At 70.0% G+C, this 20,913-nt stretch carries 22 protein-coding genes and 2 pseudogenes; 21 read left to right on the forward strand and 3 right to left on the reverse strand.

Translation table 11 applies throughout. The annotated features are described in order from the left end of the window. Positions 1-47 precede the first annotated feature (47 nt). The 6 genes from BLR02_RS12885 to BLR02_RS12910 are packed head-to-tail and all read left to right on the forward strand — an operon-like array spanning position 48 to position 4,421. Positions 48-353 carry an urease subunit beta gene (locus BLR02_RS12885; RefSeq protein WP_090663478.1) on the forward strand — a complete coding sequence of 102 codons (306 nt, stop codon included), beginning with the start codon at positions 48-50 and terminating at the stop codon, positions 351-353. Then, positions 353-2,065: an urease subunit alpha gene (gene ureC / locus BLR02_RS12890; RefSeq protein WP_090563738.1), complete on the forward strand. Its 1,713-nt coding sequence runs from the start codon at positions 353-355 to the stop codon at positions 2,063-2,065. Before BLR02_RS12885 ends, ureC begins: the two co-directional genes overlap by 1 nt. Beyond that, complete coding sequence (locus BLR02_RS12895; protein WP_090563736.1) at positions 2,065-2,568, forward strand: urease accessory protein UreE; 504 nt, start codon at positions 2,065-2,067, stop codon at positions 2,566-2,568. Before ureC ends, BLR02_RS12895 begins: the two co-directional genes overlap by 1 nt. Beyond that, complete coding sequence (locus tag BLR02_RS12900) at positions 2,501-3,244, forward strand: urease accessory protein UreF (protein WP_090663479.1); 744 nt, start codon at positions 2,501-2,503, stop codon at positions 3,242-3,244. Before BLR02_RS12895 ends, BLR02_RS12900 begins: the two co-directional genes overlap by 68 nt. Continuing rightward, positions 3,241-3,864, forward strand: coding sequence for an urease accessory protein UreG (gene ureG / locus BLR02_RS12905; RefSeq protein ID WP_090663480.1), 624 nt, complete (start codon positions 3,241-3,243; stop codon positions 3,862-3,864). Before BLR02_RS12900 ends, ureG begins: the two co-directional genes overlap by 4 nt. Further along, positions 3,864-4,421 carry a HupE/UreJ family protein gene (locus BLR02_RS12910; protein ID WP_090663481.1) on the forward strand — a complete coding sequence of 186 codons (558 nt, stop codon included), beginning with the start codon at positions 3,864-3,866 and terminating at the stop codon, positions 4,419-4,421. Before ureG ends, BLR02_RS12910 begins: the two co-directional genes overlap by 1 nt. Before the next feature lie 4 nt (positions 4,422-4,425). Here the strand turns inward: BLR02_RS12910 and BLR02_RS12915 are convergent, their stop codons facing one another. Beyond that, the gene (locus BLR02_RS12915; RefSeq protein ID WP_090663482.1) at positions 4,426-4,914 is read right to left on the reverse strand and encodes a MaoC family dehydratase; all 489 of its coding nucleotides are present in this window, start codon (positions 4,912-4,914) and stop codon (positions 4,426-4,428) included. Between the two features lie 25 nt (positions 4,915-4,939). Further along, complete coding sequence (locus tag BLR02_RS12920) at positions 4,940-5,461, reverse strand: MarR family winged helix-turn-helix transcriptional regulator (protein WP_176849550.1); 522 nt, start codon at positions 5,459-5,461, stop codon at positions 4,940-4,942. 132 nt (positions 5,462-5,593) lie between these two features. On the opposite strand from BLR02_RS12920, the gene BLR02_RS12925 reads away from it, so the two are divergent. The 12 genes and pseudogenes from BLR02_RS12925 to BLR02_RS28625 form a co-directional block, all read left to right on the forward strand. Further along, entirely contained in the window at positions 5,594-6,754 is a 1,161-nt protein-coding gene (locus tag BLR02_RS12925) for an acyl-CoA dehydrogenase family protein (protein ID WP_090563726.1), read from the forward strand. A gap of 12 nt (positions 6,755-6,766) precedes the next feature. Continuing rightward, the gene (locus BLR02_RS30065) at positions 6,767-7,951 is read left to right on the forward strand and encodes a thiolase C-terminal domain-containing protein (protein WP_218127930.1); all 1,185 of its coding nucleotides are present in this window, start codon (positions 6,767-6,769) and stop codon (positions 7,949-7,951) included. Continuing rightward, positions 7,948-8,385 carry a Zn-ribbon domain-containing OB-fold protein gene (locus BLR02_RS12930; protein ID WP_218127931.1) on the forward strand — a complete coding sequence of 146 codons (438 nt, stop codon included), beginning with the start codon at positions 7,948-7,950 and terminating at the stop codon, positions 8,383-8,385. The genes BLR02_RS30065 and BLR02_RS12930 overlap by 4 nt, the downstream gene beginning before the upstream one ends. A gap of 65 nt (positions 8,386-8,450) precedes the next feature. Beyond that, positions 8,451-9,587 (forward strand): NAD(P)H-dependent flavin oxidoreductase, encoded by a 1,137-nt coding sequence (locus tag BLR02_RS12935; protein ID WP_090663485.1) that lies wholly within the window; start codon positions 8,451-8,453, stop codon positions 9,585-9,587. A 48-nt stretch (positions 9,588-9,635) separates the two neighbouring features. Then, positions 9,636-11,306: a stimulus-sensing domain-containing protein gene (locus BLR02_RS12940; protein WP_090663486.1), complete on the forward strand. Its 1,671-nt coding sequence runs from the start codon at positions 9,636-9,638 to the stop codon at positions 11,304-11,306. A gap of 57 nt (positions 11,307-11,363) precedes the next feature. Further along, entirely contained in the window at positions 11,364-12,296 is a 933-nt protein-coding gene (locus BLR02_RS12945) for a hydroxyacid dehydrogenase (RefSeq protein ID WP_090563718.1), read from the forward strand. 261 nt (positions 12,297-12,557) lie between these two features. After that, positions 12,558-13,385, forward strand: coding sequence for a TrmH family RNA methyltransferase (locus BLR02_RS12950; RefSeq protein ID WP_090663487.1), 828 nt, complete (start codon positions 12,558-12,560; stop codon positions 13,383-13,385). A 2-nt stretch (positions 13,386-13,387) separates the two neighbouring features. Continuing rightward, positions 13,388-14,488: an ABC transporter permease gene (locus BLR02_RS12955; protein ID WP_090663488.1), complete on the forward strand. Its 1,101-nt coding sequence runs from the start codon at positions 13,388-13,390 to the stop codon at positions 14,486-14,488. After that, positions 14,488-15,243 carry an ABC transporter ATP-binding protein gene (locus tag BLR02_RS12960; protein WP_090563710.1) on the forward strand — a complete coding sequence of 252 codons (756 nt, stop codon included), beginning with the start codon at positions 14,488-14,490 and terminating at the stop codon, positions 15,241-15,243. Before BLR02_RS12955 ends, BLR02_RS12960 begins: the two co-directional genes overlap by 1 nt. 24 nt (positions 15,244-15,267) lie before the next feature. Then, on the forward strand, positions 15,268-16,287 hold the full coding sequence (locus BLR02_RS12965; protein WP_090563707.1) for an MlaD family protein: 1,020 nt from the start codon (positions 15,268-15,270) through the stop codon (positions 16,285-16,287). Next, positions 16,284-16,913, forward strand: a complete 630-nt coding sequence (locus BLR02_RS12970) for an ABC-type transport auxiliary lipoprotein family protein (RefSeq protein ID WP_090563704.1) — start codon at positions 16,284-16,286, stop codon at positions 16,911-16,913. The genes BLR02_RS12965 and BLR02_RS12970 overlap by 4 nt, the downstream gene beginning before the upstream one ends. Before the next feature lie 60 nt (positions 16,914-16,973). Next, positions 16,974-17,143: pseudogene (locus BLR02_RS28625) on the forward strand (IS701 family transposase); the annotation flags it as partial. Here BLR02_RS28625 and BLR02_RS30990 read toward each other — a convergent pair. Further along, a pseudogene (locus tag BLR02_RS30990) lies at positions 17,129-17,314 on the reverse strand (hypothetical protein); the annotation flags it as partial. The pseudogenes BLR02_RS28625 and BLR02_RS30990 sit on opposite strands and share 15 nt — an antisense overlap. A gap of 443 nt (positions 17,315-17,757) precedes the next feature. Between BLR02_RS30990 and dctP the strand changes: the two are divergent. The 3 genes from dctP to BLR02_RS12990 all read left to right on the forward strand — a co-directional run bounded on the left by dctP (position 17,758) and on the right by BLR02_RS12990 (position 20,822). Then, entirely contained in the window at positions 17,758-18,861 is a 1,104-nt protein-coding gene (gene dctP, locus BLR02_RS12980; RefSeq protein WP_090563702.1) for a TRAP transporter substrate-binding protein DctP, read from the forward strand. Positions 18,862-18,987: 126 nt separating this feature from the next. Continuing rightward, positions 18,988-19,512 (forward strand): TRAP transporter small permease subunit, encoded by a 525-nt coding sequence (locus BLR02_RS12985; protein WP_176952800.1) that lies wholly within the window; start codon positions 18,988-18,990, stop codon positions 19,510-19,512. Then, the gene (locus BLR02_RS12990; protein ID WP_090563698.1) at positions 19,509-20,822 is read left to right on the forward strand and encodes a TRAP transporter large permease; all 1,314 of its coding nucleotides are present in this window, start codon (positions 19,509-19,511) and stop codon (positions 20,820-20,822) included. The genes BLR02_RS12985 and BLR02_RS12990 overlap by 4 nt, the downstream gene beginning before the upstream one ends. Positions 20,823-20,913: the final 91 nt, after the last annotated feature.

Genomic DNA, 20,913 nt, shown 5'->3' on the forward strand with positions numbered 1-20,913 from the left:
GGACCGCAGCAAGGCGAGGACCGGAGCGTGAATCGGATGTACAGGCCATGATCCCGGGTGAGCTCTTCCCGGCCACGGGCGAGATCGAGCTGAACGCCGGTGCCGACAGCATCGAGATCGAGGTCGGCAATGCCGGTGACCGGCCGATCCAGGTCGGCAGCCACTATCACTTCGCCGAAACCAACCCGGCCCTGACCTTCGACCGCGCCCAGGCGCGCGGCCGGCGGCTCGATATCCCGGCCGGGACGGCGGTGCGGTTCGAACCGGGGCAAAGCCGCAGCGTCCGGCTGATCCCCTTCGGCGGCCGGCGCCTGGTGCATGGGTTCCGCGGCGAGACGGAAGGACAGGTCTGATGCCCGCACGCCTCTCGCGCAGCGCCTATGCCGGCATGTATGGCCCGACCACCGGCGACCGGCTGCGGCTGGCCGATACCGACCTCATCCTCGAGGTGGAGCAGGACTTCACCACCTATGGCGAGGAGGTGAAATTCGGCGGCGGCAAGGTCATCCGCGACGGCATGGGCCAAAGCCAGGTGACGCGCGCCGCGGGGGCGATGGATACCGTCATCACCAATGCCCTCATCCTGGATCACTGGGGCATCGTGAAGGCGGATCTGGGCCTCAAGGACGGGCGCATCGCCGCCATCGGCAAGGCAGGCAACCCGGACACGCAAGCCGGCGTCACCATCATCATCGGGCCGGGGACGGAGATCATCGCCGGCGAGGGGCGCATCCTCACCGCCGGCGGGCTCGACGTCCACATCCACTTCATCTGCCCGCAGCAGATCGAGGAGGCCCTGGCCTCCGGCATCACCACCATGTTCGGCGGCGGCACCGGGCCGGCGCATGGGACGCTGGCGACCACCGCGACGCCGGGGCCCTGGCACATGGCGCGGATGCTGCAGGCGGCGGAGAGCTTCCCCGTCAACCTTGGCTTCCTCGGCAAGGGCAATGCCGCCCTGCCGGCGGGGCTGGAGGAGCAGGTGCGCGGCGGCGCCTGCGGCCTCAAGCTGCATGAGGACTGGGGCACGACGCCGAAGGCGATCGACACCTGCCTTGCCATCGCCGATGCCTTCGACATCCAGGTGGCGATCCATACCGACACGCTGAACGAGAGCGGCTTCGTCGAGAGCACCATCCGCGCCATCCAGGGCCGCACCATCCAGGCCTTCCATACCGAGGGCGCGGGCGGCGGGCATGCGCCGGACATCCTGCGCGTCGTCGGCGAGCCGAATTTCCTGCCGAGCTCCACCAACCCGACGATGCCCTACACGGTCAACACGGTGGACGAGCATCTCGACATGCTCATGGTCTGCCACCACCTCGACCCGCGCATCCCGGAGGATGTGGCCTTCGCCGAGAGCCGCATCCGCCGCGAGACCATCGCCGCCGAGGACATCCTGCACGATCTCGGCGCCATCTCCATGATGTCCTCCGACAGCCAGGCGATGGGCCGGGTCGGCGAGGTCATCATCCGCACCTGGCAGACCGCGCACAAGATGAAGCAGCAGCGCGGCCGCCTGCCGGGCGAGACGGGCGAGAACGACAACCTCCGCATCCGCCGCTACATCGCCAAATACACCATCAACCCGGCCATCGCGCAGGGCATCAGCGCGCATGTCGGCAGCGTGGAGGTGGGCAAGCTGGCGGACCTGGTGCTCTGGTCGCCGGCCTTCTTCGGGGTGAAGCCGGACATGGTGCTGAAATGCGGCTCCATCGCCATGGCGCCGATGGGCGACCCCAACGCCTCCATCCCGACGCCGCAGCCGGTGCATTACCGGCCGATGTTCGCGGGCTTCGGCAAGGCGATGGTGAACAGCGCCGTCACCTTCACCTCCGCCGCGGCGCTGGAGGATGGCATCGGCGCCCGCCTCGGGCTGCAGCGGGAGCTGCTGGCGGTGCAGAACACCCGGGGCGGCATCGGCAAGCGCGACATGGTGCTGAACGACACCCTGCCGAGGATCGAGGTCGATCCCGAGACCTACGAGGTCCGGGCGGATGGCGAGTTGCTGGTCTGCGAGCCGGCGAAGGTATTGCCCATGGCCCAACGGTACTTCCTGTTCTGATGAGCGACGTACTCCCCCGCGCCACCCAGGTCCTGCCTGCCGGCGGCTGGATCGAGCGCACCGCGCGCCACGTCGTGACGCTCGACTTCGACGACCGCTTCCGCCGCCGCAAGCGTTATGTCGCCGAGGACGGCTTCGCCTTCCTGCTCGACCTCGAGGAGGCCGTGGCGCTGCGTCAGGGCGACGGGCTGCTGCTGGAGGAAGGCGGCGTCATCCTCGTTCGCGCCGCGCCGGAGCCGCTGGTGGAGGTGCGGGCCGAAAGCCTGGGCCGGCTGATGCGCCTCGCCTGGCATCTCGGCAACCGCCACCTGCCGACGGAAATCCAGCCCGACCGGCTGCTGATCCGCGACGACCACGTGATCGTCGCCATGCTGCAGGGCCTCGGCGCCGAATTGCGGAAGGTGGAGGAGCCCTTCAACCCGGAAGGCGGCGCCTATGGCGAGCACAACCGGCAGCCGGGGCATCACCACCATCACCATGACGGCCATGACCATCATCACTGAGGGCGCGGCGCTCTACCGGCTGCTGGCCTGGCTCTCGCCGGCCTATCCGGTCGGCGCCTATACCTACAGCCATGGTCTGGAGACGGCGGTGGAGGATGGGCGGGTGACGAACCGCGTCACCCTCACCGGCTACATCCAGACCGTGCTTCTGGCCGGCGCCGGGCGGGTGGATGGGGCGCTGCTCGCCGCCGCCTGGCGCGGCGCCGCCGCCGGGGACGATGCAGCGCTGGACGAGGTGGCGGAACTGGCCGCCGCCTGGCGCGGCTCGGCGGAGTTTGCCCTGGAGACGATGGCGCAGGGCACCGCCTTCACCAGCGTGACGCACTCCGCCTGGCCGGAGCCGCGCTTTGCCGCCCTCGCCGCCCGCCACCCGCGCCGCCTCGCGCATCCGGTGGCCTTCGGCGCCGCGGCGGGCTTCCATGGGCTGCCCCTGCGCCCGGCCCTCGCCGGATGGCTGGCCGGCTTCGCGGCCAACCTCGTCTCGGCCGGGGTGCGGCTGGTGCCGCTCGGCCAGACCGATGGGCAGATAGCCACTGCCTCCTTGCATCCCGTCGTGGAACAGGCGACGGATGCGGCCATGGCGGCCGAGCTGGATACGCTCGGCACGGCCGCGCCGCTGCTCGATCTCTTCTCCATGCGTCACGAGACGCAGTACACGAGGCTCTTCCGCTCATGAGCAATGGCCCCTTCCGCGTCGGCATTGGCGGCCCCGTCGGCTCCGGCAAGACGGCATTGACGGAACGCCTCTGCCGCCACCTGCGCGAGACGCACGACATCGCCGTTATCACCAACGACATCTACACCAAGGAGGACGCCGAATTCCTCACCCGCGCCGGGGCGCTGGACCCGACGCGCATCGCCGGCGTCGAGACCGGCGGCTGCCCGCATACCGCCATCCGCGAGGATGCCAGCATCAACCTCGCCGCGGTGCATGACATGGTGCAGCGCTTCCCTGGGCTCGAGGTGCTGTTCATCGAGAGCGGCGGCGATAACCTCGCGGCGACCTTCAGCCCGGAGCTCGCCGACCTGACGATCTATGTCATCGACGTCTCGGCCGGGGACAAGATCCCCCGCAAGGGCGGGCCCGGCATCACCCGCTCCGACATGCTGGTGATCAACAAGATCGATCTGGCACCGCTGGTCGGGGCCGATCTCTCGGTGATGGACCGCGACGCACGGCGGATGCGCGGTGCGCGGCCCTTCATCTTCACCAACCTCAAGGAGGATCTCGGCGTGGCCGAGATCGCCGACTTCATCCTCACCCAGGGCGGGATCGCCCCGCGAAAGGCTGCCTGATGAACCCGATCATTCTTCTCGCCTCGGTCCTTCTCCTGCCGGCTCCGGCCTTCGCCCATGTCGGTGACGGGCTGCATCACGGGCTCATGGCCGGCGTCCTGCATCCCTTCTCCGGGGCGGACCACCTGCTGGCCATGGTGATGGTCGGTCTCTGGGCCGGGCTGCAGGGCGGCCGCGCGAGGCTGGCGCTGCCGGCCGGCTTCCTGGCCGGCATGGCGGGCGGCGCGCTGCTCGGCTTTGCCGGCCTGGCGCTGCCGGGGGTGGAGACGGGCATCATCGCCTCCGTCATCGTGCTCGGCGCCCTGGCGGCGCTGGCCCTGCAGCCGCCGCTCGCCATCGGCGTGGCGCTGGCCGCCGGCTTCGGCCTGCTGCATGGCCATGCTCATGGGACCGAGATGGCGGCCGGCGCGGCCTTCTTCGGCATGCTGGCCGGCACGGCGGCGCTGCATGCGGCGGGCCTCGCCCTCGCCAGCCCGGTGGCACCCTGGGCGCGCCGGGCGGCGCAGGCCGTGGGCGGCGCCGCCGCGCTGGGCGGCGTGATCCTGGCGCTGGTCTGAACCGTCAGGCGGGCGCCGCGTCCCGCTTGCGCAGCAGGAAGCGCATCGTGCCATCCAGCACCAGCTCACGGCGCTGGTTGTGCACGGTGCTCGTGAGGCCGACGACGCCGGTGGTCCGCCCCGGCGTGACTTCGCTGACTTCCAGGGCCGGGTACAGCGTATCGCCGGCGAAGACCGGCTTGTGGAAGCGGCTGGACTGCTCGAGGAAGCCGATGAGGGACTCCTCGACCAGATAGGGGAACAAGCCGGCACCGGGCGCGGTCTGGATCAGCGTCTGCAGGCCATGCGCCAGCATATGCGGCATGCCACGGGCGCGGCAGTACTCCACATCGTAATGCACCGGGTGGTTGTCCCCGCTCGCCGCCTGGAAGGCGAGGAAGATCGCCTCCGTCATCGTCCGGCTTGGCAGGATGAAGCGCTCGCCGGGCATGAAGTCCTCGAGGTAGCGCTGCTCCGGCACCATGCGGTGCCGGGCGGGGTCGAATTCGGTCATCCCTGGCGTCTCCTCCTTTGATTGGTCAGCGCAACAGCGGGGCATCCGGGTCGTCATCCGCCGGCGGCGCATCGGCCTCCTGCAGCGCGCGGCGCAGGTTGCGCTTGATGGTCGTCAGCACATGGTCGGCCGTCGCCAGATCCTCCGCCGACAGCCCGGCCAGCACCACCGCATCCAGGGCGCGGCCGATCGTCATCATCCGCTCCAGCAGCGCCTGCCCCTTGGCCGTCATCGAGACGCGGCGGATGCGGCGGTCGAGCGCATCGTCGCGCCGCGTCACCAGGCCGAGCGCCTCCAGCCGGTCCAGCATGCTGCCCGTCGCCACCTTGCCAAGGCCGAGCAGGCGGGCGAGCTCGGTCTGCGTCATCCCGTCATCGCCGCCGCGCGACAGCTGCGCCAGCACCCACCACTGGGCCCGCGTCACGCCATGCGGGCGCATCTGCTGGTCGAACAGGATCTGCCGCAGGCGCGAGACATCATGGACCAGGAAGTTGATGCGGAATTCGCTGCGCGCGCCCCGGGCGCGCCGCGCGGCGGCAGGCGGCATCAGCGCCCCGCGCCGGGTGCGAAATGCATGCTTGTCCTCCCCCGCGAAGGCGTGCAATCTGGTTCGCATACTTATCATACGCAAGCGAATAATAACCCGCGCGCAAGCGGCTCATCAGGGGAGGAAGGCCGCATGTTCAATCGGCCACGCACGGTCTTCACGGCCGGGCACGAGCAGTTCCGCCATTCCGTCCGGCGCTTCATCGAGACGGCGCTGGTGCCGCAGAACGAGGCCTGGGAAGAGGCCGGCATCGTCCCGCGCGAGGCCTGGCGGGCCGCCGGCGAGGCCGGGCTGCTCTGCTGCGACGTGGCGGAGGAGTATGGCGGCCCGGGCGGCGATTACGGCCACTGCGCCGTGGTGACGGAGGAGCTGGCGCGGGCCAACCTCTCCGGCCCCGGCTTCTCCGTGCATTCCGACATGGTCGCCACCTACATCGCCAAATTCGGCGACGAGGAGCAGAAGCGGCGCTGGCTGCCGGGCATGGTGGATGGCAGCCTGATCGCCGCCATCGCCATGACCGAGCCCGATGCGGGCAGCGACCTCAAGGGCATGCGGACCCGTGCCGAGCGCGACGGCAACGGCTATGTGCTCAGCGGGCAGAAGACCTACATCTCCAACGGCCAGAATGCCGATGTCGTCGTCGTCGCCGCCAAGACGGACCCTTCGGCGGGCGCGCGCGGCATCAGCCTCCTCGTCGTCGAGGCCGACAGCCCGGGCTTCCGCCGCGGGCGGAACCTGAAGAAGCTCGGCATGCATGCCCAGGACACCTCGGAGCTGTTCTTCGACGAGGTGCGCGTGCCCGCCGGCCACCGCCTCGGCGCCGAGGGTGAGGGCTTCCGCATGCTGATGACCAACCTGGCGCGGGAGCGGCTGGTGCAGGCCGTCCGCAGCGCAGTCACCTGCGAGACGGTCATCGGCTGGACCGTCGAGCATACGCGGAGCCGCAAGGCCTTCGGCGGCACCATCGCCGATTTCCAGAATACCCGCTTCGTGCTGGCGGAGCTGGCGGCGAAGACCGCCGCGGCACGGGCGATGACCGACAGCTTCATCGCCCTCCAGATGGAGAAGGCGCTCGATCCGGTCGAGGCCGGCATGGCCAAGCTGTTCTGCACCGACCTGCAATGGGAGGTGGTGGACCGCTGCCTCCAGCTCTTCGGCGGTGCCGGCTACATGGCGGAGATGCCGATCGCCCGCGCCTGGGCGGATACGCGCGTCACCCGCATCGCCGGCGGGGCGACGGAAGTGATGAAAGAGATCATCGGCCGGCGCCTCTTCGCCGATGCCGCGGCCTGAAGGAGGGCAGGGATGAGCGAGCGCACATTGCGCGGCAAGGTCGCCATCGCCGGGATCGGCGAGACGACCTACTACAAGCATGGCAAGTCGCCCGATGCGGAATTCAAGCTGGCGCTGGAGGCGATCCTCAACGCCTGCCGTGATGCCGGGGTCGATCCGCGCGAGGTGGATGGCTTCGCCTCCTATGGCGGGGACCGTTCGGACGGCCCGCGCCTGGCGGCGGCGCTCGGCATCCATGAGCTGCGCTTCTCCAACATGCATTGGGGCGGTGGCGGCGGCGGCGTGGCGGCGGCGGTCGCCAATGCGGGCGCCGCGGTGCATTCGGGCATGGCGAATTGCGTCATCGCCTTCCGCTCCCTCGCCCAGGGGCAGTTCGCCCGCTATGGGCGCGGCAACCAGGCGGCGGCAATCGGCGGCGACGATGCCTTCCTTGCCCCTTATGGGTTGATGTCCCCGGCGCAGCGCTTCGCCATGAAGATCACCCGCTTCATGACACAGCACGGCATCCGCCACGAGGTGCTGCGCGCCATCGCGCTGACCTCCTACCACCACGCCCAGACCAACCCGCGCGCGGTGATGAACGGCCGCCCGCTGGATGTGGCGAAATACGAGGACAGCCGCTGGATTATCGAGCCCTTCCACCGGCTCTTCGACTGCTGCATGGAGAATGACGGCGCCGCCGCCGTGCTGGTCGTCCCGGCCGAGCGTGCCCGCGACATGCCGCACAAGCCGACCTACCTGCTCGGTGCGGCGCAGGGCGGGCACCACCGCAGCGCGGCGCCGGTCCACAATGCGCCGGACTACGCCTCGGCGCATTTCCCGACCGTGGCGAAAAATCTCTGGTCCATGGCGAAGCTCGGGCCGAAGGATGTCGACGTCCTGCAGGCCTATGAGAATTTCACCGGCGGCGTGCTGCTCGGCATGATCGAGCACGGCATGGTCTCGGCCGAGGAGGCCAACGAGTTCATGGTGCCGGAGAATCTGCGCTTCGATACGGGCCGGCTGCCGCTCAACACCAGCGGCGGCAACCTTGCCGAATGCTACATGCATGGGCTCGAGATGGTGAACGAGGCGGTGCGCCAGCTCCGTGGCACCGCCAGCAACCAGGTGCGGGACCCGAAGGTCTCCCTCGTCATCGGCGGGCCCATGGTGACGCCAGTCAGCAGCCTGATCCTCGGGACGGAGGAAACCCTGTGAGCACGCATTACCTGCCGGAAGGCCTGCCCGCCCCCGCCCAGGAGCCGATCGCCCAGCCCTATTGGGAGGGCACGCGCGCCGGCAAGCTGGTCATCCAGAAATGCGCCGGCTGCGGCAAGCACCAATGGGGCCCGGAATGGGTCTGCCATCGCTGCCATTCCTTCGATCTCGGCTGGGCGGAGGTGGCGCCGCGCGGCCGCATCTACAGCTGGCAGCGGCCGCACCATCCGGTGCATCCGGCGCTGAACGGCCACGGCCCCTACCTTATCGTGCTGGTCGAACTGCCCGGCGCCGATGGCGTGCGCATGGTCGGCAACCTGCTGGGCGATCCGCTGCAGGAGGTCGCGATCGGCGCGGAGGTGGAGGCGGTGTTCGAACCGCATGACGCGGCCACGCCGCCCTACACGCTGGTGCAGTGGCGCCTGGTCGAATAGCCGCCACCCGCAGAGCGGCGCGAAGCCGCCAAGGGAAGGTGCCAGGGGAAGGGGAGGATACAGCCATGAACACACGGTTGCGCCCGATGCTCGGGATCGACTTTCCGTTGCTCGCCTTCAGCCATTGCCGCGACGTGGTCGCCGCGGTCAGCCGGGCCGGCGGCTTCGGCGTCTTCGGCGCCGCCGGCTACACGCCGGAGGAGCTGGAGGCGGAGCTGCGCTGGATCGACGCGCATGTGGAAGGAAAACCCTATGGCGTGGACCTGCTGATCCCGGAGAACCTCACCATCCGCACCGGGGCCGGCGCCAGCAGCGCCGACCTCCTGGCGCAGATCCCGCCGCAGCACCGCGATTTCGTGCGCGGCCTGCTGCAGCACCATGGCGTCGATCCCGACCGCCCGCTCGGCGACCGGCGGCGGGACGATCCGGACCGGCCGCCGCCCTACCAGCGCGAGACCGGCGAGCGGCTGATGGATGTCGCCTTCCGCCACCCGATCCGGCTCATCGCCAATGCCCTCGGCGTGCCCCCCGCCTCGATGCTGGAGCGGGCCAAGGCAGGGGGCATCCCCTGCGCCGCGCTGGTCGGCGCGCGGGAGCATGCGCTGCGCCAGGTGCAGGCCGGCGTCGACATCATCGTCGCCCAGGGTGGCGAGGCCGGCGGGCATTGCGGCGAGGTCTCGACCATGGTGCTGGTGCCCGAGGTGGTCCGCGTCGCCGGCGACACGCCGGTGCTGGCCGCGGGCGGCATCATGACCGGCCGGCAGATGGCTGGCTGCATGGCCATGGGCGCGGCCGGCGTCTGGACCGGCTCCGTCTGGCTCGCCACGGCGGAGGCCGAGACCTCGCCGGTCTTCCGCGAGAAGATGGTGGCGGCCCGGTCGCGCGACACCGTCCGCTCGCGCGGCCGTACCGGCAAGCCGGCACGGCAGCTGAAATCCGCCTGGACCGAGGCCTGGGAAGGCCCGGACAGCCCCGGCACGCTGCCGATGCCCCTTCAGGGCCTGATCAGCGAGCCGGCCATGGCCCGGGTCAACCGCGCGGCGGAGGGCGGCAACGAGGCAGCACGGGCCCTGGTCAGCTACTTCGTCGGCCAGGGCGTCGGGCTGGTGGAGAGCGTCCAGTCCTGCCGCGGCGTGGTGGACTCGTTCATGCAGGAATTCGCCGAGGCGCTGGAGGACATGCAGGCCCTCGCCGCCGGCTGACCGGCGGCACGCTTCGACTTGGGGGCCGGGACCGGCTAGACTGCGCCGATGCCCGATGTCGGCGTCCTCCAGGACCAGCAGCATGCCCCCGTCCCGCCCCGGCGGAAGCGCTGGGTCTCGCCCCTGCTGCGGCGGATCCTGCTGCTGAACGTGCTGCCGCCGGCACTGCTGGCGGCCGCCATGCTCTATCTCGACCAGTACCAGAACGGGTTGCTCGCCGCCGAGGTGGAGGCGCTGCGCACCCAGGCCCGCATCTATGCCGGCGCCATCGCCGAGGCCGGCACCCGCATGCAGGACGACCGCGCCGTGCTGGTGCCGGAAGCCGTCCGCCCCCTGCTGCGCCGCCTGGTGGACCCCTCGCCCAACACCCAGGCCCGGCTGTTCGACAATACCGGCCTCGTCATCGCCGACAGCCGGGTGCGCGAGGGCTCCGGCGGCGCCGTGGTGACGGAGCCGCTGCCGCCGCCGGAGCCGCGCGGCGCCTTCTCCATCACCATCGCCGGCCTCTATGACCGGCTGCTGCGCCTGCTGCCGCGCGGCGGCCAGTCGGATGTCGAGGTCGATATCGCCCCCGACGCCCCCTCCTTCGACTGGCAGCCCAATCTCGGCCCCGACCGGCGGGAGGAGCTGCGCCTCGCTCTCGAGGGCGGCGTCACCCCCTATATCCGCCGCACCGCCGATGGCCGCCTGCTGGTCTCGGTGGCGGAGCCGGCGCGGCGCGGCAACCAGTCCGTCGGCATCGTCCTGCTGACGCGGGAGGCACGGGAGGTGGACCAGCGCCTGTTCGAGATCCGCGCCAGCGTGCTCGGCATCTTCGTCATCTCGCTGATCCTGACGGTGCTGCTCTCGCTCTACCTGGCGCAGACGCTGGCCAACCCGATTATGCAGCTGGCCGGCGCCGCCGCCGCCATGCGCCAGGGCGAGGGCCGGGGCGGCAGCGTCCCCCCCGCCGTGCTGGCGCGGGAGGACGAGATCGGCATCCTGGCGCGCGACCTGCAATCCGCCGCCCGCGCCCTCTGGGCCCGTATCGACACCAATGAGCGTTTCGCCGCCGATGTGGCGCATGAGTTGCGCAACCCGCTCACCAGCGTCCGCAGCGCGATCGAAACGCTCCGCCGCATCGAGAACCCGGACCAGCAGCGCCGCCTGCTCGCCATCATCGCCGAGGATGCGGTGCGGATGGACCGGCTCATCGCCGACATCTCCGACAGCTCCCGCGTCGATGCCGAATTGTCGCGAACCGTCGCGGTTCCTGTCGATATCTCCCCCATCCTCTCGACCCTCGCCGAGTTGCACAACGCGACGCGGAAGGAGGAGGAGCCGGAGGTGGTTCTGGAAGCCCCGGCCGGCCCGCTTGTGGTGCGCGGCGTCGAGGGGCGGCTGGTGCAGGTGATGCGCAACCTGCTCGGCAACGCGCTCTCCTTCAGCCCGAAGCATGGCCGCGTCTGGGTCCGTGCCCGGCCGACCGGTGCCATGGTCGAGGTGGTGGTCGAGGACGAAGGGCCCGGCATTCCCGAGGCCAAGCTCGAGGGCATCTTCGAGCGCTTCTATTCCGAACGCCCGAGCGGCGAGCATTTCGGCAAGCATTCCGGCCTCGGCCTCTCGATCAGCCGGCAGATCGTCGAGGGCCTGCGCGGCCGGATCGCCGCCGAGAACCGGCGCGACGCGGAGGGCAAGGTCACCGGCGCCCGCTTCATCATCCGCCTGCCCGTCGCGTAACGCAGGGCAATATCGGGCGGCGGGACTTCCGGGCCGAAGCGGGCTATCCTCCGGGCCATGGGCCATATCGTCATCACCGAATACATGGAGGAAGCGGCCATCGCGCGGCTGAGCGCGGCCCATCCGACGCTCTACGACCCCGCGCTCGGCACCGCGCCGGAGCGGCTGCGCCTGGTCCTGGCCGAGGCGCGGGCGCTGATCGTCCGCAACCGCACCCGGGTGGATGACGCGCTGCTGGCCGCCGCGCCGCGGCTGCGGGTGCTCGGCCGGCTCGGCGTCGGCCTCTACAACATCGACCTCGACGCCTGCCGCAACCGTGGCCTGGAAGTGATCCCGGCCGCCGGCGCCAATGCGGATTCGGTCGCCGAATACACCATCCTCTCGGTCGGCATGCTGCTGCGCGGCGCCTTCCAGGAGACCGCCGCCATCGCCGCCGGGGCCTGGCCGCGCGAGCGCCTCAGCACGGGGCGGGAGATGGCGGGCAAGACCCTTGGCATCCTCGGCTTCGGCGATATCGGCCGCCGCGTCGCCCGGCTGGCGCGGGCCTTCGGCATGCGCGTCGTCGCACATGACCCGATCCTGCCGATCGATCATTCCGGCTGGGCCGAGACCGGCACCGAATCCGTTACCCTGGAAGCCCTGGTGGCGGCGGCGGATGCCATCACCCTGCATGTCCCGATCGAGGAGGCGACGCGCGGCCTGGTCTCGGCGGGCCTGCTCGCCGCCATGAAGCCGGGCGCGGTGCTGGTCAACGCCTCCCGCGGCGGGGTGGTGGACGAGGCGGCGCTGGCCGCCGCCCTCCGCTCCGGCCGGCTCGGCGGCGCCGTGCTCGACGTCTTCGAGGAGGAGCCGCTGCCGCCCGGCAACCCGCTGGCCGGCGCGCCGAACCTCATCCTCACCCCGCATATCGCCGGCGCGACGCGGGAGAGCAACCTCCGGGTCTCCTCCCTCATCGCCGCCCGGGTGCTGGTCGCCCTGGCGATGGACTAGCCCATGCCCCGTCTCACCCTCGCCGAGGCGGGCAACCGGCCCCGCCTCGGCCCGCTGCTGCTGGCGGCCGGCCCCGGTGCCATGGCCGACGCGGCCACCTATTTGCCACGGGTGGATACCCTGTCGCTGCCATGCCGGCCGAGGACGGCACCCGCCGGGCCGGCCTGGCCACCACCGCTGAAGCAGAGGGGATCGAGATGCCGGAAGCCCTGTTCAAGGCGATGACCACGCTTGCTGCCTGATCCCCCGCTCCAGCCTCCCATGCCGCGCCCGCCCGAGCCGCACCGCATCTGCGGCGCCGCCCCGGTGCGCGCCCTCTTCATCCGCCGGCCGGAGGCGGTGCTGCGCCTCTTCTACACCGAGGCGATGCGGCGCCTCGCGGGCCCACTCTGCGCCCATCTCGCCCGCAGCCGGCGGCCCTACCGGGAGGTCCTGCCGGAGGAGCTGGCCCGCATCGCCGGCACGCCGCATCATGGCGGCATCTGCGCCATCGCCCAGGTGCGCTATGCCGAGCGCCTGCCCGGCCCCGCCCTGCCGGCGGACATGCCGGAAGCGCCGCTGCTTCCGGTGCTGGATGGCATCGGCAACCCGCACAATCTCGGCGCCATCGCCCGCTCCGCCGCCTTCTTCGGTTGCCGCGCCCTGCTCCTCTCCGAGGACCAGCGCCAGGCCGATCTCTCCGACGCCGCCTTCCGCACCGCGGAAGGGGGGCTCGAGCTGCTGCGGGTGATGCGGGCCCAGGCGTTGCCGGCCCTGCTGGGCGCCATGCAGGACCGCTACCTGGTGGTCGCCGCCGTCGCCGCCGGCGGCCTCGCCCCGGCTGCCCTGCCGCGCGACCGGCCGATCGCGCTGGTGCTCGGCAATGAGGAACAGGGCCCCACCCAGCCGGTGCTCGAGGCCTGCACCGCGCGGGTCACGCTCACCGGTGGCGGCCTGGTCGAGAGCCTGAACGTCTCCGCCGCCGCGGCGGTGCTGTTCCACGCGCTGGGCGGCGCCCCGGTCCCCAGAGCAGCGCCGGCCCCGGCACCCACGACGCCCCGCGCCCGGCCGGCCACCACGCCCGGCCGGCTTCGCCTGCCCCGCCGCTGAGCATGGAGGCCAGCCTCGTCACCGCCGTGGAGGGCCCGGCCACCCGCCTCGCCTTCACCGGCGGGCTGGATGCCGCCGCCACCGCTCGGCTCTGGCCGGAGGCGACGCGGCAGGCGCAGGACGCAGGGGTGCTGACCCTCGACCTCACCGGCCTCACCGGGCTCGACACCGCGGGCGCCGTGCTGCTGCTGCGGCTGGAACGGCTGGCGCGCGAGACCCGCTGGCACGGCCCCCCACCCGGCCCGCTCCAGGCCGTGCTGGACCGCACCCGCCAGGCACTGGCCGCCCCACCGGCCGCGGCGGCGCCCAGCCTGCCCGCCCTCGCGCAACTCGGCCAGGCCACGGTCCGCCGCGGCCAGGACCTGCTCAGCCAGATCGGCTTCCTCGGCGAGGCGGTCGTCGCCGGCCTCGGCACGATCCGGCGGCCCTGGCGCCTCCGCCTGGCCGAGGTGCTGCGGCACCTGGACGAGGCGGGGTTGCGCGCCTTCGGCCTCACCCTGCTGCTCGGCGTGCTGATCGGCGTGATCCTGGCCTTCCAGTCCTCCATCCCGATGCGGCGCTTCGGGGCGCAGAGCTTCATCCCGAACCTCGTCGGCATCTCCCTGCTGCGGGAACTCGGGCCGCTGATGGCCGCCGTCATCCTCGCCGGCCGTACCGGCTCCGCCTTCGCCGCCGAGCTCGGCACCATGACGGTGAACGAGGAGATCGACGCGCTGCGCATCATGGGCATCGACCCGGTCGCCTGGCTGGTGCTGCCGCGGCTGCTGGCGGCCATCCTCGTCATGCCCATCCTGGCGCTGCTGATGGACCTCGCCGGCCTCATCGGCATGGGGCTGGTGATGGGCTCGCTCGGCTTTCCGCCGGTCGGCGTCGTCAACCAGCTCCGCTCCGCCATCGGCCTGAAGGACCTGATGGGCGGGCTGTTCAAGGCGGCGGTCTTCGGCCTCTCGATCGGGCTGGTCGGCTGCCGCGCCGGGCTCTCGGCCGGGCGCGGGCCGCGCGCGGTCGGCGACGCGGCCACCGCCGCGGTGGTCGGCGGCATCGTCTCGATCGTGGTGCTGGACGGCATCTTCTCCATCCTCTTCTTCCGGCTGGGCTGGTGATGGCGGAGGAGGCCGTCATCCGCGTGGAGAACCTCGCCGCCCGCTTCGACGGGCGGACGATCTTCGAGCATGTCTCCTTCGAGGTCCGCCGGGGCGAGGTCTTCGTCATCCTCGGCGGCTCCGGCTCCGGCAAGTCGACGCTGCTGAAGCACGTCATCGGCCTCTACCCGCCGGCTGAGGGCAGCATCCATATCCTCGGCGAGCCGATGGGGGGGCTGGACGGCGCCGCCCGCACCGCCCTGCTGCGGCGCATCGGCGTCATGTGGCAGTCCGGCGCGCTCTTCGGCTCGCTCACCCTCGCCGAGAATGTGGAAGTGCCGCTCGAGGAGCATACGGACCTGCCGGCCGAGGCGCGCAGCCTGGTCGCCCAGGCAAAGCTTGGCCTGGTCGGCCTCGCCGATGCCGCCGGCCGCCTGCCGGCCGAGATCTCCGGCGGCATGGCCAAGCGCGCCGGCATCGCCCGCGCCATGGCGCTCGACCCGCCCATCCTCTTCCTCGATGAGCCCTCGGCCGGGCTCGACCCCATCACCTCGGCGGGGCTCGATGCCTTGATCAGGCAGCTGGCACGCGACCTCGGCACCACCTTCGTCGTGGTGACGCATGAGCTGCAATCGATCCTCGCCATCGGCGACCGCTGCATCATGCTCGACAAGCAGGCCCGCGGCCTGATCGCCGAGGGCGACCCGCGCCGCCTCAGGGAGGAGAGCGAAAACCCGGTTGTCCGCGCCTTCTTCCGCCGCGAGGTGCTGGCATGACGGCGCGACGGGGGGGCTAGGGCGATGCCGCAATCCCGGGGCCTCTATCTCCGCGTCGGCGCGCTGGTCCTGGCCGGGCTGGCGCTGACCGTCGGCTTCGTCCTGTTCTTCACCGCCAACCGCTTCGGCCGCACCAGCACGATCTACGAGACCTATATCCGGGAATCCGTGCAGGGCCTCGATGTCGGCTCGCCGGTGCGCTACCGCGGCGTCGCCATCGGCCGGGTCACCGAGGTCGGCCTCGTCACCGCCGAGTACCACGTGCCGGACCGCAGCACCTTCGGCGCCGTCTTCCAGCTCGTCTATGTCCGCTTCGCCGTCGATGTGGCGAAAGCGGGCGAGGTGCCCGCGGTCGACGAGGCGGTGCGCCTCGGCCTCCGCGTGCGCATCGCGGCACAGGGCATCACCGGGGTGAACTACCTGGAGATGGACTTCCTGGACCCGGCCCGCTTCCCGCCGCGCGAAGTCCCGTGGGAGCCGCGCTTCCCCTATGTGCCGGCCGTGCCCTCGACCGTCGCCCAGGTGCAGACCGCGGCGGAGCAGCTGCTGCAGAAGCTGCAGAGCGTCGATCTCGCCGGGCTGCTCGACAACACGGTCGGCCTCATTGCCGAGCTGCGCGGCCAGTTGCGGGATGGCGATGCGGCCGTGGCGCTGCGCGAGGCGGCCACGCTGCTGCGCAGCCTCCGCGGCCAGGCCGAGGGCGCCGACCTGCCGGCGTTGGCCGCCGAGCTGCGCGGCACCGCGGCCGATGCGCGCGCCCTCATCAACGGGCGGGACGCGCAACAGACCCTGGCCAATGCCGCTGCCGCCATGGCGGAGCTGCGCAGCGTCGTGGGCCGCCTCCCTGCCACGCTCGGCACGCTGGATGGCAGCCTGCGCAACGTGCGCGGCGCCACCACCGACCTCCAGGCGGAGCTCGGCCCCATCCTGCGAGACCTGCGCGTCGCCATTGCCAATCTCCGCGACACCACCGAACAGCTTCGCCGCTACCCCTCCCAGGCCATCCTCGGCGCGCCACCACCGGCGCCGGAGTCCCGCCGATGACCGCCCGCCGCCCCCTCCTCCTCCTGCCGCTCCTGACCGGCTGCAGCGTGTTGCCGAACCGCCCCTATCAGGAGACCCAGCGCTTCGCCCTCGCGCCCGAGCGGCCACGGCGCGCGACGCCTGCCGCCCGCGCCCCGGTGCTGCTGGTCCGCAGCCTGCGTGCGGGGCCGGGGCTGGAGGGGCGTGGTCTCCGCAGCCTCGGCGCCGATGGCGAGGTCAGCAGCGCCTACTGGCAGGAATGGATCGCCCCGCCGGCCGACTTGGTGGAGGAGGCGCTGCGGCGCTGGCTGCTGGCCAGTGGGCGGTTCAGCGCCATCACCCTCCCGGGCTCCCGCCTTCGGCCCGATCTGGTGCTGGAGGGCGAATTGCTCCGCCTGCAGGCGGAGCCGGCTGCCGGACGCGCCCGCGCTGCCCTGTCGGTGCTGCTGCTGGCCGAGCCACAGACCGGGTCGGGCGAGGCGCGCATCCTCGGCCAATTCCTGGCCGAGGGCAGTGCGCCGCTACCCGCCGGGCTCGATGTCCGGGCTCCGGGGCCGGAGGCCGCGGCGGCGCTTTCGGCCGCGCTCGCGGCGGCGCTGGGCGAGTTGGAGCGGAGGCTGGCGGCGCTGGTGCCGGCCCGGCGCTAGCATTACAACTGCGATTTCGTAGGTGACCTGCTCCTTTGGCTACGGCCGGGAGCGAGCGCGATGGCGGGTACATCCTTCGAGGCGACGCCGGAGTTGTGGGCCTCATCGCTGCGGATGGCCAAGGCGTGGATGCGGCCGCTGTTCCTGCAGAGCCGATAGCGCGCCCAGCGGGGCTGTTCCTTGATGCCCTGCTTGGTCCCGAGCGGCGCAAGACGGGCTGGATGCGCAGCGGCCATCGCAGGCCCGCGATGGCCGCTGTCGCCGAGGAGGTCACCTTCGATGCCGAGCGCGACCAGCCGTGGCAGCATCGGCAGAACGCCCGTGCGGTCGTCCGTGTTGGCCGGTTGCAGTTCGAGATCGAGCAGCGAGCCATGCTTGTCGCAGACCGCGAACAGCTTCACCCCTTAACGAGTTTGCCGCCATCGATGCGGCGTAACCAGGCGGTTGGGGCTGACCGCAGGGAACGGCTGTCGGCCACCACCGCCAAGGGCAGCACCTCGTCGCCGCGGGCCAGCCGCCAATCGAGCGCGAGACGTCGGCCCGACAGGGTGAGGCTCAGCCGGCGCACTGCTCTACGTGTCAAAACCGACTTGAAGGATCAATCTTATTTCGAATTCAGACTATTAGCCTTCGGCAGACTCGAGATGCATCAAATTGGTCTTGCCCGTGACGGTTGCGCATGCGTCGTGGCCAGCTTAGTCTCATCATCAATCAACATAAGTCACAGGGATCCTTTGTCCCGGTGGCCAAGATGCGCAAGCGCGATTAGCCGCAGGGATATTGCTTGTTCCCTGCATACGCTTTGAGTTGTTTGACGCAGAGCAAAAGTCTCGGGGGGAAAGCAATGACCAATCGCGACAAGAATGATCGTATTGTGCACGAGGTCGGCGGCGTAGCGATCCGTCGGCGACATGTTGTCCGCGCGGGCTTGGCTGGTGTGCCGCTCGCCACGCTGGTCGGCCTCTCGACCGGCGCACAGGCCCAACGGGCGGAGTTCCGCTTCCGCATGCAGTCTTTCCTCGGACCGGGCACGACCGAGTGGGACGTCCTCGTGCCCCGCTATGTGAAACGCGTGGCCGATCTCTCGAATGGACGCATTCAAATCCAGGCTTTCCCGCCCGGCGCTCTGGTACCTACTTTCGAGATGCTGGACGCGGTGGGTAAGGGCGTCGTCGATATTGGCTATGGCGCGCAGGTCTACTGGAGGGGAAAGATCCCCTTCACGCTCTGGACATGGGGCATTCCTTTCGCCTTCTCCGCACTGGACCATTATGACTACCTCTGGCACGAAACCGACCTGATCAGTATCGTCCGTGCGGCGTTTGCCAAGCACAACGTACATTTCCTCGGGCCCGTTTACTCCGATGAGTGGGGCGCCACGATGTCGCGGCGAGAGCTACGCCGGCTCTCCGACTTCAGCGGCCTCAAAATCCGCAGCTTTGGACTCGGTGCCGAGATCTGGAAGTCGCAAGGGGCCAGCATCGTCACAGTCCCCGGCGAGGAGCAGTACACCGCGATGTCCACCGGCGTCATCGACGCTTCCAATTGGGGCTCGCCGGACGGCTTCGTGGCGGTGAAGCTGCACGAGGTCGCCAAGTTCTATCTCGGACCCTCCATCATCAAGTTCGATATGGAGGACCAGTTCATGAGCATGCGGGCCTACAATCGCCTGCCGGACGACCTCAAGACGGTGATGAACCTGGCGACCCGCATCTACGCAGTGGAGCGGGCCACGACGTCCACGATCAACAGCGCGAAGGCGGTTGGTGTCATGAAGCAGGCGGGGGTCAAATTCGCCGCGCTGCCGCCCGAGGACCTTGCCACGATGAAGAAGATCTCGAGCGAGGCGCTCGAGCGCATGGCTGGAAAGGATGAGGACACGCAGCGCGTGCTCAAGATCATCTCCGACACGCGCGATGTCCTCGGCCTGCGCCCCGCCGAGATCTGATCGCGGCTGACCGTCCCGAGGCCTCACGCGCCAGCCAGCATGGGGCGGCTCTCGGGAGCCGCCCCGTACTGTGCACGCACCCATTCCAAGGATAATGCGATGAGAGCCTATAGGCTCGCTGTCCAGGTGATCGAGGCGCTGAACGGCGCCGTTGGCCGTGTGGCGGCACTGTCCATTCTCGGCCTGATCGGCCTGGTCGTCTGGGAGGTGTTCCAGCGCTACGTGCTTCAGGCGCCCACCACCTGGAGCAACGAGCTCGTTGGCTATGTCTTCGCGGGTTACATCCTGCTTGGCGGCGGCTACACCCTGTTGCACCGCGACCATGTTGCGATGGACATCGTCTATGCGCGGCTCAGCCCGCGCGCGCAGGCAACGCTCGACGTCCTCACCGCCGGCTTTGTCATCATCTACTGCGCCGTGCTGCTGCGCGAGACAGCGGTGATGACCTACGAAGCGTGGGATACCGGGCAGCGCGCGAACTCAGACTGGAGCCCGCCGCTGTTTCCCGTCTACCTCGTTCTGCCGGTCGGCGCGGCGTTGATCCTGCTGCAAGCAATCGCCAAGCTCCTGCGCGATCTCCACATGGCCCTCACGGGCCAGGTACTGCTTCCCGAGCCCAAGGGCATGGCTGGAGAGGAACCGGCGCTGTGAGCATCGAACTCATCACCGTCCTCCTTTTCGGCTCCTTCCTCCTCCTGATGGTGGCCGGCGTTCCGCTGGTCTTCTCGCTTGGTGGTTCAGCGGTCATCGGCACCTACTTCCTGTGGGGGCCGGACGCGCTTTACGCCGTCGGCATCCGCACCTTCAGCTCGGCCACCAGCTTCGTCCTGCTGGCGATACCCATGTTCATCTTCATGGGGGCGATGCTGGAGCGCTCCGGAATTGCCAGCGACCTCTACGCGATGATGCAGAAATGGCTCGGCGCGGTCCGCGGTGGCTTGGCCGTCGGCACGATCTTCGTCTGCACCATCTTCGCCGCTCTGGTGGGCGTTAGCGGCGCTGCAACCGTGACGATGGGGCTGGTGGCGTTGCCGTCAATGCTGAACCACAATTATGACAAGGGCATCAGCCTCGGCAGCATTGCAGCCGGCGGCGCGCTCGGCGTGCTGATCCCGCCAAGCGTCCTCATGATCGTGCTCGGCCTTTATACCAACACTTCAGTCGGCATGCTGTTCATGGGCGGCATCACCGCGGGCCTGGTGCTCGTCGCTCTGTTCACCATCTACATCCTGGTTGTCTCCGCCATCTGGCCGCATCTCGGCCCAGCGGTCCCCGTGCATGAGCGCGCGAGCTTCCCTGAGAAGCTCGTGGCGCTGCGCTCGGTCATCCTGCCGATCGTGCTGGTCATGGTCGTGCTTGGCAGCATCATCGCTGGCGCGGCGACGCCGAGCGAGGCAGCCGGTCTCGGGGCTTTCGGGGCGACGCTCTGCGCTCTGGTCAAGGGACGGCTGACCTGGACCGCTCTGTACGAATCTTGCAAGATAACGCTGCGGCTCAGCTGTATGGTCATGTGGATCGTCTTCGCGGCCGCGATCTTCACCTCGCTCTACGCAGCGGTAGGCGCTGACCAGTTGGTCCGCGACGCGCTGTCGCTGCTGCCCGGCGGCAAGTGGGGCGTGCTGATCGGCATGCAGGTAATCTGGATCATCATGGGATGCTTCCTCGATCCCATTGGGATCATGATTCTAACAGCGCCGCTCTTCTTCCCGATTGCGGCCCAGCTCGGCTTCGATCCGGTTTGGCTTGGCGTGCTGTTCGTGGTGAACATGGAGATGGCCTTCCTAACCCCACCTTTCGGCTTCAACTTGTTCTATCTGCGGAGCGTGGCGCCGGCGAACGTAACGATGGCGGACATCTACCGCTCTGTCGGTCCATTTGTAGCGATGCAGGCGCTGGCGCTGGCCCTCATGATGATCTTTCCCGGGCTGATTACCTGGCTCCCCTACACGCTGATGCGCTAAGGCCTGTTAGAGCTTGAATGCTGTTGCCATATTTTGGGGCATGACGGATAGGAACGGGTGCGAGGTTTTCACCGACGCGACGTGGGCGATC

It is taken from the genome of Belnapia rosea, assembly GCF_900101615.1.
In the GTDB taxonomy this organism is placed as follows: Bacteria; Pseudomonadota; Alphaproteobacteria; order Acetobacterales; family Acetobacteraceae; genus Belnapia; species Belnapia rosea.

Coding starts and splice junctions, on each gene's coding strand:
- BLR02_RS12885 (WP_090663478.1), top strand. CDS start 48: ATGATCCCGGGTGAGCTCTTCCCGGCCACGGGCGAGATCGAGCTGAAC.
- ureC (WP_090563738.1), top strand. CDS start 353: ATGCCCGCACGCCTCTCGCGCAGCGCCTATGCCGGCATGTATGGCCCG.
- BLR02_RS12895 (WP_090563736.1), top strand. CDS start 2,065: ATGAGCGACGTACTCCCCCGCGCCACCCAGGTCCTGCCTGCCGGCGGC.
- BLR02_RS12900 (WP_090663479.1), top strand. CDS start 2,501: ATGGCGAGCACAACCGGCAGCCGGGGCATCACCACCATCACCATGACG.
- ureG (WP_090663480.1), top strand. CDS start 3,241: ATGAGCAATGGCCCCTTCCGCGTCGGCATTGGCGGCCCCGTCGGCTCC.
- BLR02_RS12910 (WP_090663481.1), top strand. CDS start 3,864: ATGAACCCGATCATTCTTCTCGCCTCGGTCCTTCTCCTGCCGGCTCCG.
- BLR02_RS12915 (WP_090663482.1), bottom strand. CDS start 4,914: ATGACCGAATTCGACCCCGCCCGGCACCGCATGGTGCCGGAGCAGCGC.
- BLR02_RS12920 (WP_176849550.1), bottom strand. CDS start 5,461: ATGCCGCCTGCCGCCGCGCGGCGCGCCCGGGGCGCGCGCAGCGAATTC.
- BLR02_RS12925 (WP_090563726.1), top strand. CDS start 5,594: ATGTTCAATCGGCCACGCACGGTCTTCACGGCCGGGCACGAGCAGTTC.
- BLR02_RS30065 (WP_218127930.1), top strand. CDS start 6,767: ATGAGCGAGCGCACATTGCGCGGCAAGGTCGCCATCGCCGGGATCGGC.
- BLR02_RS12935 (WP_090663485.1), top strand. CDS start 8,451: ATGAACACACGGTTGCGCCCGATGCTCGGGATCGACTTTCCGTTGCTC.
- BLR02_RS12940 (WP_090663486.1), top strand. CDS start 9,636: ATGCCCGATGTCGGCGTCCTCCAGGACCAGCAGCATGCCCCCGTCCCG.
- BLR02_RS12945 (WP_090563718.1), top strand. CDS start 11,364: ATGGGCCATATCGTCATCACCGAATACATGGAGGAAGCGGCCATCGCG.
- BLR02_RS12950 (WP_090663487.1), top strand. CDS start 12,558: ATGCCGCGCCCGCCCGAGCCGCACCGCATCTGCGGCGCCGCCCCGGTG.
- BLR02_RS12955 (WP_090663488.1), top strand. CDS start 13,388: ATGGAGGCCAGCCTCGTCACCGCCGTGGAGGGCCCGGCCACCCGCCTC.
- BLR02_RS12960 (WP_090563710.1), top strand. CDS start 14,488: ATGGCGGAGGAGGCCGTCATCCGCGTGGAGAACCTCGCCGCCCGCTTC.
- BLR02_RS12965 (WP_090563707.1), top strand. CDS start 15,268: ATGCCGCAATCCCGGGGCCTCTATCTCCGCGTCGGCGCGCTGGTCCTG.
- BLR02_RS12970 (WP_090563704.1), top strand. CDS start 16,284: ATGACCGCCCGCCGCCCCCTCCTCCTCCTGCCGCTCCTGACCGGCTGC.
- dctP (WP_090563702.1), top strand. CDS start 17,758: ATGACCAATCGCGACAAGAATGATCGTATTGTGCACGAGGTCGGCGGC.